The 17110-nt window shown below is 71.6% G+C and carries 14 protein-coding genes and 1 tRNA gene; 8 read left to right on the forward strand and 7 right to left on the reverse strand.

What is annotated here, in order from left to right:
- Window positions 1-65: 65 nt before the first annotated feature.
- Window positions 66-1211, forward strand: a complete 1146-nt coding sequence (locus R2D22_RS18150; protein WP_318104823.1) for an acyl-CoA dehydrogenase family protein — start codon at window positions 66-68, stop codon at window positions 1209-1211.
- 34 nt (window positions 1212-1245) lie between these two features.
- On the opposite strand, the gene R2D22_RS18155 is transcribed toward R2D22_RS18150, so the two are convergent.
- The 4 genes from R2D22_RS18155 to R2D22_RS18170 form a co-directional block, all read right to left on the reverse strand.
- Window positions 1246-1590 (reverse strand): rhodanese-like domain-containing protein, encoded by a 345-nt coding sequence (locus tag R2D22_RS18155; protein ID WP_318104825.1) that lies wholly within the window; start codon window positions 1588-1590, stop codon window positions 1246-1248.
- Window positions 1591-1628: 38 nt separating this feature from the next.
- A complete protein-coding gene (locus tag R2D22_RS18160; RefSeq protein WP_318104826.1) occupies window positions 1629-2456 on the reverse strand; it encodes a J domain-containing protein in 828 nt (275 codons plus the stop codon).
- 85 nt (window positions 2457-2541) lie between these two features.
- Window positions 2542-4002 carry a DUF2252 domain-containing protein gene (locus tag R2D22_RS18165; protein WP_318104828.1) on the reverse strand — a complete coding sequence of 487 codons (1461 nt, stop codon included), beginning with the start codon at window positions 4000-4002 and terminating at the stop codon, window positions 2542-2544.
- Window positions 4003-4134: 132 nt separating this feature from the next.
- Window positions 4135-5250 carry a hypothetical protein gene (locus tag R2D22_RS18170; RefSeq protein ID WP_318104830.1) on the reverse strand — a complete coding sequence of 372 codons (1116 nt, stop codon included), beginning with the start codon at window positions 5248-5250 and terminating at the stop codon, window positions 4135-4137.
- A gap of 188 nt (window positions 5251-5438) precedes the next feature.
- Here R2D22_RS18170 and R2D22_RS18175 point away from each other — a divergent pair, with 188 nt between their 5' ends.
- Window positions 5439-5903: a MarR family winged helix-turn-helix transcriptional regulator gene (locus R2D22_RS18175; protein WP_318104832.1), complete on the forward strand. Its 465-nt coding sequence runs from the start codon at window positions 5439-5441 to the stop codon at window positions 5901-5903.
- Between the two features lie 97 nt (window positions 5904-6000).
- Here R2D22_RS18175 and R2D22_RS18180 read toward each other — a convergent pair whose 3' ends face one another.
- The 3 genes from R2D22_RS18180 to R2D22_RS18190 all read right to left on the reverse strand — a co-directional run bounded on the left by R2D22_RS18180 (window position 6001) and on the right by R2D22_RS18190 (window position 8667).
- On the reverse strand, window positions 6001-6660 hold the full coding sequence (locus tag R2D22_RS18180) for a response regulator transcription factor (protein ID WP_318104834.1): 660 nt from the start codon (window positions 6658-6660) through the stop codon (window positions 6001-6003).
- A gap of 24 nt (window positions 6661-6684) precedes the next feature.
- A complete protein-coding gene (locus R2D22_RS18185; RefSeq protein WP_318104836.1) occupies window positions 6685-8445 on the reverse strand; it encodes a sensor histidine kinase in 1761 nt (586 codons plus the stop codon).
- Between the two features lie 135 nt (window positions 8446-8580).
- Window positions 8581-8667 (reverse strand) — tRNA-Leu (locus R2D22_RS18190).
- Between the two features lie 290 nt (window positions 8668-8957).
- Between R2D22_RS18190 and R2D22_RS18195 the strand changes: the two genes are divergently transcribed.
- The 6 genes from R2D22_RS18195 (at window position 8958) to pknB (ending at window position 17022) form a co-directional block, all read left to right on the forward strand.
- Complete coding sequence (locus R2D22_RS18195) at window positions 8958-9815, forward strand: FhaA domain-containing protein (RefSeq protein WP_318104837.1); 858 nt, start codon at window positions 8958-8960, stop codon at window positions 9813-9815.
- Between the two features lie 10 nt (window positions 9816-9825).
- A complete protein-coding gene (locus R2D22_RS18200) occupies window positions 9826-10338 on the forward strand; it encodes an FHA domain-containing protein FhaB/FipA (RefSeq protein WP_318104838.1) in 513 nt (170 codons plus the stop codon).
- 116 nt (window positions 10339-10454) lie between these two features.
- Window positions 10455-11933, forward strand: coding sequence for a Stp1/IreP family PP2C-type Ser/Thr phosphatase (locus tag R2D22_RS18205; RefSeq protein ID WP_318104839.1), 1479 nt, complete (start codon window positions 10455-10457; stop codon window positions 11931-11933).
- Between the two features lie 27 nt (window positions 11934-11960).
- Window positions 11961-13391, forward strand: coding sequence for an FtsW/RodA/SpoVE family cell cycle protein (locus R2D22_RS18210; RefSeq protein WP_318104841.1), 1431 nt, complete (start codon window positions 11961-11963; stop codon window positions 13389-13391).
- The gene (locus tag R2D22_RS18215) at window positions 13388-14854 is read left to right on the forward strand and encodes a peptidoglycan D,D-transpeptidase FtsI family protein (RefSeq protein WP_318104842.1); all 1467 of its coding nucleotides are present in this window, start codon (window positions 13388-13390) and stop codon (window positions 14852-14854) included. Before R2D22_RS18210 ends, R2D22_RS18215 begins: the two co-directional genes overlap by 4 nt.
- A 152-nt stretch (window positions 14855-15006) precedes the next feature.
- Complete coding sequence (pknB, locus tag R2D22_RS18220; RefSeq protein ID WP_318104843.1) at window positions 15007-17022, forward strand: Stk1 family PASTA domain-containing Ser/Thr kinase; 2016 nt, start codon at window positions 15007-15009, stop codon at window positions 17020-17022.
- Window positions 17023-17110: the final 88 nt, after the last annotated feature.

Consider the following 17110-nt stretch of genomic DNA (forward strand, 5'->3'; position numbering starts at 1 on the left):
TTCCCTTCCCCTAGAACCTGTTCTATCTTGACGCTCCGTCAGGGCAGTGACAGGAGGGCAGGGCTGTGGACTTCACCTTCACCGAGGAGCAGCAGGCGGCCGTCGAGGCGGCCCGGGGCGTCTTCACGGACGTCACACCCGACCGGGTGCCGAGCCCGGCCCTCACGCCGGGCGCGGTGTCCGACGAGTTCGACCGGCCGCTCTGGGCCGGCCTCGCCGACACCGACCTGCTCGGCCTCGTCCTCGACCCGCGGCACGGCGGCGCCGGACTGGACGTGCTCGCGCTCTGCCTCGTCCTGCGGGAGTCCGCGCGCGTCCTGGCCCGCGTACCCCTGCTGGAACACTCCGCCGTCGCCATGGCCATCGACCGGTACGGCAGCCCCGCGCTCGCCGCCGAACTCCTTCCCCGCGCCGGCCGCGGCGAACTCGTCCTCACCTGCGGCTCCCAGGGCCGCACCGGCCACGACCCCGCCGAACTCGCCGTCACCGCCCGCCGCGACGGCGACGGCGACAGCGCCGCCTGGATCCTCGACGGACTGCACTCCGCCGTCCCCTGGGCCCACTCCGCCGACCTGCTCGCCCTACCCGCGCACACCCCCGACGGCCGCGCCGTCCTCGCCCTCGTCCCCCGCGACCAGGACGGGCTCACCCTCGCCGAGCAGTACTCCACCAACGGCGAACTGCTCGCCGAGGCACGCCTCGACGCGGTACGGCTCGACGGCGACCGGGTCATCGACGCCGACGGCGCCTGGGAATGGCTCCGGGGCGTCCTCGCCACCGGAACCTGCGCGCTCGCCCTCGGCCTCGGCGAGAGCGTGCTCGCGATGACCAGCCAGTACACCGGGAAGCGGGAACAGTTCGGCCACCCCGTGGCCACCTTCCAGGCCGTCGCCGTGCAGGCCGCCGACCGCTACATCGACCTGCGCGCCATGGAGGTCACCCTGTGGCAGGCGGCCTGGCGGATCAGCACCGGGGCGGGCGGAGCACTGCCCGTCGACGGAGACATCGCGGTGGCGAAGATCTGGGCCTCGGAAGGCGTCCGCCGGGTCGTGCAGACCGCGCAGCACCTCCACGGCGGCTTCGGCGCGGACACGGACTACCCGCTGCACCGCTTCCACGCCTGGGCCAAGCACCTGGAGCTGTCGCTCGGCCCCGCCGCGGCGCACGAGCAGACCCTGGGCGACCTGCTGGCCGCACACCCCCTCGGCTGAGCCGCAGGAGCCGGAAGCCGGGCAGTCGCGGCCGTCAGAGGACGTACGCGGCGCCGCCGGCGTCGCTGACCATGGGACGGTTCGCGCCGTCCCAGGCGAGCATGCCGCCGTCGACGTTCACCGCGTCGATGCCCTGCTGCACGAGGTACTGGGTGACCTGCGCCGAGCGGCCGCCGACCCGGCACATCACATAGGCGCGACGTCCTTCGGCCACCGCCTCGGTCACCTCGCCGAACCGCGCCACGAAGTCGCTCATCGGCACGTGCAGCGCGCCCTCGACATGACCGGCCGCCCACTCGTCGTCCTCACGGACGTCGACCACCAGGGCGTCCGCCGGCACGGAGGCGACGTCCACCGAGGGCAGCGGGGCGAAGTTCATGGGTCAGGCCTTCTCTCGTCGGTACGGGTACGGAAAACCTACTGCACCGGCGGGGTCAGCGCGGAAAGCTCCACCTCGCGCTCCGCGACCTGCGCGAGCAGCTGCTCGGCGATCTCCTCCAGGAGCCGGTCCGGGTCGTCCGGGGCCATCTTGAGCATCGCGCCGATGGCGCTCTCCTCCAGTTCCCGGGCGACCACGGTCAGCAGCTCCTTGCGCCGGGCCAGCCAGTCGAGGCGCGCGTACAGCTCCTCGCTCTCGCTCGGCCGCTCGCTCTCCGTCACGGGCCCTGCGGCCCATTCCTCCGACAGCTCGCGCAGCAGCGCCACGTCACCGCGCCCGTAGGCGGCGTTGACCCGCGTGATGAACTCCTCGCGCCGGACCCGTTCCGTCTCGTCCCGGGCAAGGTCGGGGTGCACCTGCCTGGCGAGCTCGCGGTACAGCTTCCGGGCCTCCTCGCTGGGCCGGACGCGCTTCGGCGGCTGCACGGGCCGGCCGGTCAGCATCGCGGCGGCCTCGGGGGACAGCCCGTCGGAGTCGAGCCAGTCGTGGAAGAGCTCGTCGACGCCGGGCATCGGCATCACGGCCGCCCGCGCCTCCCGGGCCCTGCGCAGGTCCTCCGGGTCGCCGCTCCGGGCGGCCCGGGCCTCGGCGATCAGCGCATCCAGCTCGTCGAGCCGCGCGTACATCGGGCCGAGCTTCTGGTGGTGCAGCCGGGAGAAGTTCTCGACCTCGACGCGGAAGGTCTCGACCGCGATCTCGAACTCGATGAGCGCCTGCTCGGCGGCGCGCACGGCCCGCTCCAGCCTGGCCTCGGGCCGTTCCTCGTTCACGTCGCTCACGTCCACGCCGTCGCTCCGACTCGTCACCCACCCAGCCTACGGGCGATCCGGGGAGGGGGGCTCCCCCCTCCCTCCCCCCGCCCCCTCCCCCTGCCCTCCCGCCCCCGGTCGGCTAAACGCCCAGTTCGGCCGCTATGCGGCCGTTGCGGACAGCCGTCAGGAGGTCGGCGTGGTCGGCCTCCGTGCGGTCGGCATAGGCGACCGCGAAGGAGGCCACGGCCTCGTCGAGCTCCTCGCTCTTTCCGCAGTAGCCGGCGAGCAGCCGCGGGTCGACGCTGTGCGCGTGCGCCCGGGCCAGCAGCGCGCCGGTCATGCGGCCGTAGTCGTCGACCTGGTCCGCGGCGAGCGCGGCCGGATCGACGCTGCCCTTCCGGTTCCGGAACTGCCGGACCTGGTACGGCCGGCCCTCCACGGTCGTCCAGCCGAGCAGGATGTCGCTGACCACCTGCATCCGCTTCTGCCCCAGCACCACGCGCCGTCCCTCGTGGCCGGCGTCGGTGACGGCGAACCCGGCGGCGGGCAGGTACGGCAGCAGCGCCGACGGCCGGGCCTCCTTCACCTGGAGCACGAGCGGCTCGCCCCGGTGGTCGAGGAGCAGCACCACGTACGAGCGGGTGCCGACGCTGCCGGTGCCGACGACACGGAACGCCACGTCGTGTATCGCGTACCGGGCGAGCAGCGGCAGTCGGTCCTCCGAGACGGTGCCGAGGTACTCGCCGAGCGAGGCGGCGACGGCGGACGCCTCCTCGTCGGAGACCCGGCGCAGCACGGGCGGGGCGTCGACGAAGCGGCGGCCCTTCGTGCCGTCGGCGTCCGTGACGGCCTCGGTCGACTTGGCGGCGAACCGGGCGCTGGTGTTGTTGCGGGCCTTCTCCGAGACCCGTTCCAGGGTGCCGAGCAGGTCCCGGGCGTCGGTGTGGGAGACGAGTTCCTCGTCCGCGATGGCGTTCCAGGCGTCCAGGGCGGGCAGCTTGGCCAGCAGCCGCATCGTCCTCCGGTACGCGCCGACGGTGTCGAACGCGGCGGCGCGGCAGGTGTCCTCGTCGGCGCCGGCCACCCGTCCGGCGAGGACGAGGGAGGCGGCGAGCCGCTTCACGTCCCACTCCCAGGGCCCGACGACGGTCTCGTCGAAGTCGTTGAGGTCGATGACGAGCCGGCCGCGGGCGTCGCCGTAGAGCCCGAAGTTCGCGGCGTGCGCGTCGCCGCATATCTGCGCGGGGACACCGGTGACGGGCGAGCCGGCGAGGTCGTGGCCCATCAGCCCGGCGGCGCCGCGCAGGAACGCGAACGGGGTGGCGGCCATCCGGCCGACGCGTATCGGCGCGAGTTCGGGGACCCGGCCGCGGCTCGACTCCTCGACGGCCCGCACGGCGTCCGGCCGGTCGTCGGCGAGGACCAGCGCGTCGTGCGTGGAGCGCGGTACGCGCTCGCGCAGCCGCTTGCCGCGCTCCTTGGGGGAGTCGCCCGCTCCCGCCGCCGCGTCGTCCCGCCGCGCGAAGCCGGGGACGACGGGAACGCGCCCGCCTCCCGCGGCACTTCGCTGCTCCGGCACCGCCGCCCGGATCTCGCCCATGGGACGCCCTCCCCGCTCTCGTACAGGTCGCGCGAAGACGCCGCGCAACATCAACTGCCCAGACCGTACCGGCGGTGTCGATCACCCGTCTCCCCCTGTGGACAGCGGGTCCGTTGGGGACATCTCCGTCACTCACACGGCGACGGTCTCCTCCATCTCCTCCTCCGCCTCGGCGGCCGACGGGGGCGCCGAGGCGGCGGCCGGAGCGGCGTCGACGGTCGGGACGACAGCCGGGACTGCGGCTCGGGTGCGACGGGCGACCTCGGCCCGGCCCGCGACGGCCATGACCGCCACACCGACGAGCAGCCAGGCGGCGAGGACGGCCACGTTCCGGCCGAGCCCCTGCCCGTCGAAGTACACGTGGCCGCGCAGGCCCTCGACGAATCCGGCGCCGTTCCAAAAGGCGTGCAGCGAGCCGAAGAAGCCGGGCTGCAGTTCGGGCCGGTAGATCCCGCCGGAGCTGGTGAAGTTGAGCATCACGAACAGCACCATCACGCCGAGCGTCGTCCATCGCTTCAGGAAGGTGTGCAGTCCGACGCCGATGAACAGGATGCCGGCCGCGTACAGCCAGGAGATCGCCCACAGTCCGGCGAGGCCCTGGTCGACGAGGTGGAACACGGGCCCGGCGAAGGCCGCTCCGATCAGGCTGACGACGAGGGACATGCCGGCGGCCAGCAGGGCCCTGATCCTCAGCGGCAGGACGGCGCCGGCGCCGCCGATCACGGCGACGGAGGCGTACGAGCCGATGCTCACCGCGACCAGCAGGAAGAAGATGCCCTGGCCGGTGGGGTCGCCTTCGGAGACGGGGGCGACGTCGGTCACCTTCAGTGGTTCGCCCTGGCCGGCGGCGACCTTGGTGAACACCTTCTCCACGGCCATCGCGCTGGTGTCGGAGGAGGCCGAGGCGACCAGCAGCTCGGGGCGGTCCCCGGGTATGTAGGCGCCGAAGCTGGTCCGGTCCCGCAGTGCGTCGACCGCCCGGTCGCGGTCCGGGACGGTCCGTACGTCGAGGGCGCCGGCGCCCTTGTCGTGCAGGGTCTGGGCGAGGACCTGGGCGCTGGGGCCGGAGCCGACGACGTCGACGCGCAGGTCGTGCGGCTGGGGGGCGTGGAAGGCGCCGAGGTAGGCCAGGCCCATGCCGACGCACATCAGCAGCGGGGTGATCAGGTGTCCGAGCACGTGCCGCAGTGCCCCGGCGGTGCCGGGCGCGCCGGGCGTTGCGGATGCCGTTGGTGTCCCTGCGGGCATGGGGAGGACCTCCACGAGGATCGATGGTTGGCTTTTACAACCGAATAACCGTTGCACTATACACTCAAAATGTTGTGTTATACAACTGAACGCGGAGCCCGCCCCGCCCCTGCCCGGAAGCGGCGGGCGGGGTACAACGGGCGAGGTAGAAGTAATAGAGGGACAGCCGCAGACAGAAGGAGCGCACCATGCCAGGCGCGCGCGACGCATCCGTCGACATCATCCAGCGTGAGCTGACGGCGTTCGCCCGCCGCGCCCGCGCGGCCGCCGCGCGGGTCCACCCGGAGCTGTCGCTCGTCTCCTACACGCTGCTCTCCCACATCGAGGACCAGCAGGGCTGCCGGGCGACGGACCTCGCCGCGCACTACCTCCTGGACAAGTCCACCGTCAGCCGCCAGATCGCCGCCCTGGAGAAGATGGGCCTGGTCGAGCGCCGCCCCGACCCGGACGACCACCGTGTGCAGGTCCTGCACCCCACCGAAGCGGGCAGCGCGATGCTCGCCGCCGCGCAGGCCAGCCGCCTGGCCGCCTACCAGGAACGGCTCAAGGACTGGTCCTCCGACGACCTCGACCGTTTCGCCGCCCTGCTGCTCCGCTACAACGCCGCCGGTACCGCCGGCCTCCCCACCCCCGGCGGCCCCTCCACCCGCTGAAGCCCGGGCGAAGCAACCGGCTCGGCCCCCGCGGGCCGCCGCCGCGGAGCACCGCGTCCCGTGCGCTTCCTCAGAGCACCGCGTCCCGTGCCCTTCCTCAGAGCCCCGCGTCCCGCGCGAGCAGCGCAGCCTGCACCCGGTTCTCGCAGTCGAGTTTGGCCAGGATGCGGCTCACGTACGTCTTCACGGTGCCCTCGCTCATGTGCAGCCGTCTGCCCGCGTCCGCGTTGGACAGGCCCTCGCCGAGGAGCGCGAGCACCGCCCGCTCCCGGTCGCTCAGCCCGGCGACCCGCCCCCGCGCCTCCTCGGCCCGTGCCGCCTCCCGCCCGGACGCCAGCCGGTCCACGACGTGCCGGGTCGCCGCCGGCGAGAGGTACGCGTCCCCCGCCGCCGTCGCCCGCACGGCGCGGATCAGCTCGGCCGGCGCGGTGTCCTTCAGCAGGAAACCGACGCTGCCGTGCTCCAGCGCCCGCAGCACGTTCTCCCGCTCGCCGAACGTCGTCAGCACGATGACCCGCGCCGCCGGCACCGCCCGCCGCAGCTCCGGCAGCGCCGCGAGCCCGTCGAGGACCGGCATCTGGATGTCGAGGAGCACCACGTCCGCCGCGTGCGTCCGGGCCGCCTCGACCGCCTCCCGGCCGTTCGCCGCCTCCGCGACGACCTCGATCTCCGGGTCGGAGGTGAGGATCATCCGGATCCCGGCCCTGATCAGCGGCTCGTCGTCGGCGACCACCACCCTGATGCGGCGCGCTGTCACGGCCACCCCCTTCCCCCGTCCCGGCTAGCGCCTGACGTCGTACGCCTTCTTCTCGATCAGCTTGCCGTCCTTGAAGCAGAACCGGAAAACCGGCTCCGTCTCGACGGTGATGTCGTCCGGGACGTCCGAGGACATCAGCACCAGGCATTGGGACCCCTCCGGCTCCGCCGGCCCCTTGCCGTGCAGCCCCGAGGTGGCGACCGAGTCGCCGCTGGGCAGCTGGTTCCGGACGTCCTGCTCGGCCGTGCCGACCGTGATCGCCTCGTACTGCTGCGGGTCGATCATCGCCTTGTCCACCGCGCTCATCAGGAAGAAGATCCCGAAGCCTCCCGCGATCACCAGCAGCACCAGCGCCGCGGCGGCTATGCCGCAGCCCAGCGCCACGCCGCCCGTCCTGCTCCTGGGGGTCCCACCCTCGCGCAGTGCCATCGTCAGCTCCCGTTCCGTGAGGCTCAGGTCGGACAGCGGGTCCGCCTGCCAGTTCATGACGGGATCACCTTCGCGCGGCGGGAGGCTCGTCGACTGCTGCCGGAAGTCGTCGGCGGCATCGACCAAAGGCGCGGCTTCCACCGCCCCGTACGGCAGCACCCCGGCGACCCTGAACCCGCCGCCGTCCACCGGCCCGGCGTGCACCATTCCGCCGACCAGCCGGGCCCGCTCGTGCAGCCCCGTCAGCCCCTGCCCGCCGCTCACCACGTCCCCGGCGGGCCCCGCGGGGGGCCCGTTGACGATCTCGACGACGAAGGCGTCGGGCTCGTGGCGGAGTTCCACGCCGATCGGCGCACCCGGCGCGTGCTTGTACGCGTTGGTCAGCGCCTCCTGCACGATCCGGTACGCCGCGTGGTCGGCCGCCGCCATCAGCGGCGGGCCCTCCCCGGCCCGCCGCAGCTCCACTTCCTTCCCGGCGGCCCGCCCGGCCTCCACCAGCGCCTCGATGCCGGCCGTCCCCCGCCGGGACTCGTCCACGGCGCCGGTGCCCGCCGGCCCGGGCGCCACGGGCGCCTCGGTCCCGTCGCGCAGGATGCCGACGACCTGGCGCAGTTCGTGCATGGCCGCCACCGACGCGTTGCGCAGCACGCCGACCGCCTCGCGCTGGCGGCCGGTCAGCTCGGGGTCCACCTCCAGCGCGCCGGTGTGCACGGAGATCAGCGCCAGTTGGTGGCCGAGGCTGTCGTGCATGTCCTGCGCGATCCGCTGCCGTTCCCGCAGCCGGGCCTGCAGCGCGACCATCGACCGTTCCCGCAGCAGCCGGCTGTTGCGGTCCTGCAGGGCGTGCAGCAGCGTCCGCCGCTGGATCCAGTACCGGTGGGCGAGGCCCGGGACGACGGTCGTCGCGAGGAAGTAGAGGGTGGACACGAACGCCAGCCGCAGCGCGGCCTGCCAGTCCCAGGTGTTCAGCAGCGTCGTGCCGACGTAGAGCACGTACGAGGCCGTGAACGCGGCAAGCGCCCGCCCCGCCTCGCCGATGTGCCGTCCCGCCGACCAGCCGACCAGCATGAGAAGGACCACGTACCCGGGCAGCAGCGGCCCGAGGCATCCGGTGACGACCAGGACGGAGGCGGGGAACCGGCGGCGCAGCAGGGACAGGACCGTGGCGCTCGCCGCGACCGCGGCGGGCCGCCAGCCGTCCCCGCCGAGTATCTCCTCGGTGCCGGCAGCGAGCACGGCCATGAGCAGCGCCAGCACCGCCTCGCCCGCGGTCCGCCGCCGGGTCCACGGCTCCGGGCCCACGAGCCACCGCCATGCGGCGCCCGCCCCGCCCCTGATCTTCGATGACGCTTCCACGCCCGCACGATAGGCAGCGGCCCGTACCGGACGCGTCCCACTTTCGTCCCGCTCCGGCGCGACGAAGGTCGCTCATCTCACAGCACGCACAAACGCGGAAGCCCCGTAGGTCTTCCGACCTACGGGGCTTCCGTCTGGTGCGCGAGGGGGGAGTTGAACCCCCACGCCCTTGCGGGCACTGGAACCTGAATCCAGCGCGTCTGCCTATTCCGCCACCCGCGCATTGGGTGTGTCTCCTGGGCTTCCGGGTTTTTCCGGCCGGTCTCCCTGGCGACATCTGAAGATTAGCACGTCGCAGACCGTGGATTCACATCCGTTTGTTTGGACTCGGTCTCCGGCGAACAGGACCAGGCTCAGGAGGGGCTGCGGGACACTGTCCTGAGGCCGCCTCTACGATCCGTGTGAGAGGTGACACTCGTCCACAGGGCAGAGAAGGGGAACCAGCCGATTTCCCGACGCGTGGATACGATCAGTAAGCAGTACCAGGACGGCAACGACGGAGGAGGTGCCCCATGGGAGTCCTGAAGCGTTTCGAGCAGCGACTCGAAGGTCTGGTCAACGGCACCTTCGCCAAGGTGTTCAAGTCCGAGGTCCAGCCCGTCGAGATCGCCGGCGCCCTCCAGCGCGAGTGCGACAACAACGCGACGATCTGGAACCGCGAGCGGACGGTCGTCCCCAACGACTTCATCGTGGAACTGAGCACGCCGGACTACGAGCGGCTCAGCCCGTACTCCGGCCAGCTCGGCGACGAGCTCTCCGGCCTGGTCCGCGACTACGCCAAGCAGCAGCGGTACACCTTCATGGGCCCCATCAAGGTCCACCTGGAGAAGGCCGACGACCTGGACACCGGCCTGTACCGGGTGCGCAGCCGTACCCTGGCGTCGAGTGCGTCACAGCAGCAGCCGCAGGGCGGACCGGGCCAGGGCCAGGCCCCGCTCGGCGGCCAGCAGCAGGCTCGCGGCGGCTACGGCTACCCGCCGGCCGGCGCGCCTCCGATGCCTGCCGGTCCGCCGCCGGGCGCCCGCCCGGCGCCCGGCGGGCCCGGCGCGGGCCGGCCCGCGGCCGGTCCCGGACCGCTGCCCGGCGCACAGGTACGACGCTGGATCGAGATCAACGGCACCCGCCATCAGATCTCCCGCCCGACGCTGGTGCTGGGCCGCAGCACCGACGCCGACGTGCGGATCGACGACCCCGGCGTCTCGCGCCGGCACTGTGAGATCCGGACCGGAACGCCCTCGACGATCCAGGATCTCGGGTCTACCAACGGCATCGTGGTAGACGGGCAGCACACCACCCGCGCTACGCTCCGCGACGGCTCGCGGATCGTCGTGGGCAGCACCACCATCGTTTACCGGCAAGCCGAAGGGTGAAGCGGGGGCAATGTCAGAGCTGACCCTCACGGTCATGCGGCTGGGTTTCCTGGCCGTTCTGTGGCTGTTCGTGATCGTGGCCGTGCAGGTCATCCGCAGCGACCTGTTCGGCACGCGTGTCACGCAGCGCGGCTCCCGCAGGGAGAACGCGCGGCCGCAGCAGGCCGCCCGCCAGTCCGCGCCGCCGCAGCAGCGCGGCCAGCAGGCCGGCGGCCGCCAGCGCCGTGGCGCCCCCACGAAGCTGGTCGTGTCCGAGGGCACGCTCACCGGCACCACCGTCGCGCTGCAGGGCCAGACCATCACCCTGGGCCGTGCGCACGACTCCACGATCGTGCTGGACGACGACTACGCCTCCAGCAGGCACGCCAGGATCTACCCGGACCGGGACGGTCAGTGGATCGTCGAGGATCTCGGGTCCACCAACGGCACGTATCTCGACCGGACCCGCCTCACCACCCCCACACCGATTCCGCTGGGCGCGCCGATCCGCATCGGCAAGACCGTCATCGAGCTGCGGAAGTAGTGCTACATCATGAATAGGCGCGAGCGGAGCGAGCGGGACGGGCTCCCGACCGGAGGGTGGGCAGTGTGGCTCGAGACCGGCTGTACCCCGAGGCAGCATCGACAGGGCAGGTCGGCATGACACTGTCACTGCGCTTCGCCGCGGGCTCGCACAAGGGCATGATCCGCGAGGGCAACGAGGACTCCGGCTACGCCGGGCCCCGGCTGCTCGCCATCGCCGACGGCATGGGTGGCCAGGCCGCCGGTGAGGTCGCCTCCTCGGAGGTGATCTCGACGCTCGTCCAGCTCGACGACGACGTCCCCGGCTCCGACCCCCTGACCTCGCTCGGCACCGCCGTGCAGCGGGCCAACGACCAGCTGCGCATGATGGTCGAGGAGGACCCGCAGCTGGAGGGCATGGGCACCACGCTCACCGCCCTGCTGTGGACCGGTCAGCGCCTCGGCCTCGTGCACGTCGGCGACTCCCGCGCGTACCTGCTGCGCGACGGTGTGCTGACGCAGATCACGCAGGACCACACCTGGGTGCAGCGGCTCGTCGACGAGGGCCGCATCACCGAGGAGGAGGCCACCACCCACCCGCAGAGGTCGCTCCTCATGCGGGCGCTGGGCAGTGGCGACCACGTCGAGCCCGATCTCTCGATCCGCGAGGTCCGTGCCGGCGACCGGTACCTGATCTGCTCCGACGGCCTGTCCGGCGTGGTGTCCCACCAGACCCTGGAGGACACCCTCGCCAGCTACCAGGGCCCGCAGGAGACCGTGCAGGAGCTGATCCAGCTCGCGCTGCGTGGCGGCGGCCCGGACAACATCACCTGCATCGTCGCCGACGTCCTCGACACCGACTCCGGCGACACCCTCGCCGGCCGGCTGAGCGACACCCCGGTCGTCGTGGGCGCGGTCGCGGAGAACCAGGCGCCGCTCGGCGACGGCGGGGCCATGCAGACCCCGGCCGGCCGTGCGTCCAGCCTCGGCCGTCCGCCGCAGGTCCAGCCGCCCGCCGGGGGCTTCGGCCCGCCCGGCAGCGGCGACGACCACGGCTACGGCGGCATGCCGCCGCAGGGCTCGTTCGGCGCCTACACGGACGACGACTTCGCCAAGCCGCGCACCGGCCGGAAGTGGCTCAAGCGCTCGTTCTTCCTCATCCTGGCCGTCGGCGTCGTCGGCGGCGCCCTGTACGGCGGCCACCGCTGGACGCAGACGCAGTACTACGTCGGCTCCAAGGACGAGCACGTGGCGCTGTACCGCGGCATCAGCCAGGACCTGGCGTGGGTGAAACTCTCGGACGTCGAGAAGGACCACCCCGAGATCGAACTCAAGTACCTGCCGCAGTACCAGCGCAAGCAGGTCGAGGAGACCATCGCGGGCGGCAGCCTCGGCAAGGCGCAGGCCAAGATCGAGCAGCTGGCGACGCAGGCCTCGGCGTGCAAGAAGCAGGAACAGCGCAAGGCGGCCGCCGACGCGGCGACCGACAAGGCGACCACCCCGCCGCCCTCCGACGGCACCACCCCCGCAACCAAGCCCACCACAGCAGCTCCCTCCCCGGGCCCCACCCTCTCGGAGGAGGAGCAGAAGCTGGCCTCGAACTGCGGCAAGCAGTAAGCGCCCGTAGGGGGGCCTTTCACCACCATGAGCGTTGTCACCAACACGACCACCATCGGCGCCATCGAGGCGCCGAGCCGCCGCAACACCGAGCTGTGGCTGCTCGGCTTCGCCGTCGCCATCCCGGTGTTCGCCTACCTCAACGTCGGCCTGGCCATCGACGGCAAGATGCCGCCGGGCATGCTCGGCTACGGAGCGGGGCTGGCCCTGCTGGCGGGTGTGGCCCATCTCGTGGTGCGCAAGTTCGCCCCGTACGCGGACCCGCTGCTGCTGCCGCTCGCGACGCTGCTGAACGGCCTGGGCCTGGTGCTGATCTGGCGCCTGGACCAGTCGCCGCGCATCATCGCCCGGTACGACACGTTCACGCCGGACGCGCCCAAGCAGATGATGTACTCGGCGATCGGCGTCGCGATGTTCGTGGGCGTGATGCTGCTGCTGAAGGACCACCGTGTCCTGCAGCGCTACACGTACATCTCCATGGCGGCGGCCCTGGTCCTGCTGCTGCTGCCGCTCGTGCCGGGCCTGGGCGCCGACGTCTTCGGCGCCAAGATCTGGATCAACATCGGCGGCTTCTCCATTCAGCCCGGTGAGTTCGCCAAACTCGTCCTGGCCGTGTTCTTCTCCGGCTATCTCATGGTGAAACGGGACGCGCTGGCGCTGGCCAGCCGCCGCTTCATGGGCCTCTACCTGCCGCGCGGCCGCGACCTCGGTCCGATCCTGACCATCTGGGCCGTCAGCCTGCTGATCCTGGTCTTCGAGAACGACCTCGGAACCTCGCTGCTGTTCTTCGGCATGTTCGTGATCATGCTGTACGTGGCCACCGAGCGGACCAGCTGGGTCGTCATGGGTCTGCTGATGTCCACCGCGGGCGCGGTCGTCGTCGGCTCCACGGCCAGCCACGTGCAGTCCCGTGTCGCCGCCTGGCTCGACCCCTTCGGCTGTCTGAAGACGGCCCCCGAGGGCTCGAACATGGCGGCCGCCTGCGACCAGATGACGCAGGTCCTGATGTCCTTCGGTTCCGGCGGCATCCTCGGTACCGGCCTCGGCCAGGGCAACTCCGACCTCATCGGCTTCGCCGCCAACTCCGACTTCATCTTCGCCACCGTCGGCGAGGAGCTCGGCCTCGCCGGTGTGATGGCCTTCCTGCTCCTCTACGGCCTGATCATCGAGCGCGGCGTGCGCACGGCCCTGGCCGCCCGCGACCCGTTCGGCAAGCTGCTCGCGATGGGCCTGTCCGGCGCCTTCGCGCTGCAGATCTTCGTCGTCGCCGGCGGTGTCATGGGCCTCATCCCGCTCACCGGTATGACCATGCCGTTCCTCGCGTACGGCGGTTCCTCCGTGATCGCGAACTGGGCGCTGATCGGTGTGCTGATCCGCATCAGCGACACCGCCCGCCGCCCGGCGCCCGCCCCCGCCCCGTCCCCCGACGCCGAGATGACCCAGGTGGTCCGACCGTGAACAAGCCCCTGCGCCGGGTCGCGATCTTCTGCGGCCTCCTGGTCCTCGCGCTGCTCATCCGCGACAACTGGCTCCAGTACGTCCGCGCCGAAGAGCTGAACACGCACCCGAAGAACAAGCGGGTCACCATCGAGCGGTACGCGCACGAGCGCGGCAACATCATCGTCGACGGCAAGCCGATCACCGGCTCCGTCGACACCAAGGACCCGTACTACGCGTTCAAGCGGACGTACACCGACGGCCCCATGTGGGCCCCGGTCACCGGCTACGCCTCGCAGGCCTTCGGCGCCACGCAGATCGAGTCCATCGAGGACGGCATCCTCACCGGCAACGACGACCGGCTGTTCTTCGACCGCACCCTGTCGATGTTCACCGGTGAGAAGAAGACCGGCGGCGACGTCATCACCACCCTGAACGGCGCCGCCCAGCGGGCCGCCTACGAGGGCCTGGGCGACAAGAAGGGCGCCGTCGCCGCGATCGACCCGCAGACCGGCAAGATCCTCGCGCTCGCCTCCACCCCGTCGTACGACCCGTCGTCCTTCGCCGGCTACCACGACAAGGACTCCAAGGCCTGGAACGACCTGGAGGAGGACCCGGACAAGCCGAAGCTGAACCGCGCCCTGCGCGAGATCTACCCGCCCGGCTCCGTGTTCAAGGTCGTCACCGCCGCCGCCGCGCTGGAGAACGGCAAGGTCACCGACATCGACGCGGCCACAGAAACCCCCGAGCCGTACAAGATCCCGCTGTCCACGAAGAACATGAAGAACCACGCCTCCGGCTGCAAGGACGCCAGCCTGAAGCGGGCTCTCGAGGTCTCCTGCAACTCCGTGTTCGCCAAGCTCGGCGACGAGGTCGGCCGGGACAAGATGGTCGAGATGGCCGAGAAGTTCGGCTTCAACAAGGAGCAGTTCATCCCGGTCCGCGCAGTCTCCTCCGTCTACGACAAGAACATGGACCGCGGCGGAAACGCGCTCTCGTCGATCGGTCAGTTCAACACGGCGACCACCCCGCTCCAGATGGCCATGGTCGCGGCCGGCATCGCCAACGACGGCAAGCTCATGAAGCCGTACATGATCGACCAGCTGCGCGCCCCGAATGTGGACATCGTCACCCAGAACGAGCCGGAGGAGCTGAGCCGGCCGGTCTCGGCGGAGAACGCCCAGCTGCTCCAGGCGATGATGGAGAGCGTCGTCACGAACGGCACCGGCTCCAAGGCCGACGTGAACATGCCGGGCGTGCGGGTCGGCGGCAAGACGGGTACCGCCCAGCACGGCGAGAAGAACAAGGCCCGTCCCTACGCCTGGTTCATCTCGTACGCGAAGACCGACTCCGGCTCCCCGGTCGCCGTCGCCGTCATCGTCGAGGACGACGCCGGCACCGACCGTGAGGACATCAGCGGCGGCGGCCTCGCGGCTCCGATCGCCCGAGATGTGATGAAGGCGGTTCTGAAGAGCAGAAGCTGACCGCAGGCCGGGCACGGTCGGATACCGGTCAGGTATCAGGTGCCGGACACGGGCGGAACGCCTTCCCATGGCCGGTACCGTATGCGCGAACAGCTATACCGCCGGACCACGCACGGGTGCGGTCGGGACAGACGGAGAGGGCTGGAATAGCTATGGAAGAGCCGCGTCGCCTCGGCGGCCGGTACGAGCTGGGCTCGGTGCTCGGCCGTGGTGGCATGGCCGAGGTCTACCTCGCCCACGACACCCGGCTCGGCCGCACCGTCGCCGTGAAGACGCTGCGGGCGGATCTCGCCCGTGACCCGTCCTTCCAGGCCCGGTTCCGCCGGGAGGCCCAGTCCGCCGCCTCGCTGAACCACCCGGCGATCGTCGCCGTCTACGACACCGGCGAGGACATGGTGTACGACGGCGGCGCCGGCGCGGGCTCCGGGGTCTCCATCCCGTACATCGTGATGGAGTACGTCGACGGCTCCACCCTCCGTGAGCTTCTTCACTCCGGCCGCAAGCTGCTGCCGGAGCGCACGCTCGAGATGACCGTGGGCATCCTGCAGGCGCTGGAGTACTCGCACCGCGCCGGCATCGTGCACCGCGACATCAAGCCGGCCAACGTCATGCTGACGCGCACCGGCCAGGTCAAGGTCATGGACTTCGGCATCGCGCGCGCCATGGGCGACTCGGGCATGACCATGACCCAGACCGCCGCGGTCATCGGCACGGCCCAGTACCTCTCCCCGGAGCAGGCCAAGGGCGAGCAGGTCGACGCCCGCTCCGACCTGTACTCCACCGGCTGCCTGCTCTACGAGCTGCTGACCGTGCGGCCGCCGTTCGTCGGCGACTCCCCGGTCGCCGTCGCGTACCAGCACGTGCGCGAGGAGCCGCAGCCGCCGAGCACGTACGACCCCGAGATCACGCCCGAGATGGACGCCATCGTCCTCAAGGCCCTGGTCAAGGACCCCGACTACCGCTACCAGTCCGCCGACGAGATGCGCGCGGACATCGAGGCCTGCCTCGACGGCCAGCCGGTCGCCGCGACCGCGGCGATGGGCGCGGCGGCGTACGGCGCCGCGGGCGGCTACGGCGGGTACGGCGGCGCCGACGACCAGCCGACGACCGCGCTGCGCCAGGCGGACCCGGCCGGGCAGACGTCCATGCTCCCGCCGATGAACCCGGACGACGGCGGCTACGGCTACGACGACCGCCCCGGCGGCCGCCGCCAGAACCGCCAGAAGAAGTCGAACACCGCGACGATCCTGCTCGTCGTGGCGGGCATCCTGGTCCTCGTCGGCGCGATCCTGATCGGCCAGGCGCTGTTCAACAACGACAACGGATCCGACAAGATCCCGGTGCCGCAGCTGGTCGGCAAGACCCTGCAGGAGGCCGAGGGCTCCGCCACGAACGTGGGCGTGAAACTCCAGCAGGGTGGCACCGCCCGCTGCGACCAGCCCAAGGGCTCCATCTGCAGCCAGTCCCCCGAGGCGACGAGCGGCGCGCAGATGACCAAGGGCGAGACGATCACCGTCCAGGTCTCCGAGGGCTCCCCCCTCCAGGAGGTCCCCGACGTCACCGAGAAGTCCCGGGAGAGCGCGACGACGCAGCTCGAGAACAAGGGCTTCAAGGTCAAGGTCGAGGAGGAGGAGTCCGACGAGGACCCGGGCACGGTCATCAAGCAGAACCCGCCCGGCGGCTCCAAGGCGGAGAAGAACTCCGAGGTCACGATCACGGTCGCGAAGCAGAACCAGAAGACGGTCCCGCCCGTCGTGGGCAACCAGTTCGACCAGGCCAAGGCCCAGCTCGAGACCCTCAAGTTCACCGTCGCCCGGGTCGACGTCGAGTCGGACCAGCCGGCCGGCACGGTGGTCGACCAGGACCCGAAGGGCAACTCAAAGGCGGCCGAGGGAACGCAGATCACCCTGAGGGTCTCCAAGGGACCGGCCCAGCAGCTGACCATCCCCGGTGACATCGGGGGCAAGAAGCTGAAGGACGCGAGGAAGCAGCTGGAGGACATGGGCCTCGTCGTCCAGCTCGCCCCGGGCTCGTCCGACAAGGACAACGCCACGGTCGTCAACAGCAACCCGCCCGCCGGCTCCCCGGTGACGCCGGGCCAGACCGTCACCCTCCTCACGGTGGGCGGCGACGACGGCGGCGGCTTCTTCGGCGGCGCCCGCGGCTAGCACCCGCGGTCACGGACACCACGCGTAGGGCCCGCCTCCTCCGGGAGGCGGGCCCTACGCGTTCGTGCGTGCCGTCGGCGGAACTCCG

This window comes from Streptomyces sp. HUAS YS2, assembly GCF_033343995.1.
In the GTDB taxonomy this organism is placed as follows: domain Bacteria; phylum Actinomycetota; class Actinomycetes; order Streptomycetales; family Streptomycetaceae; genus Streptomyces; species Streptomyces solicathayae.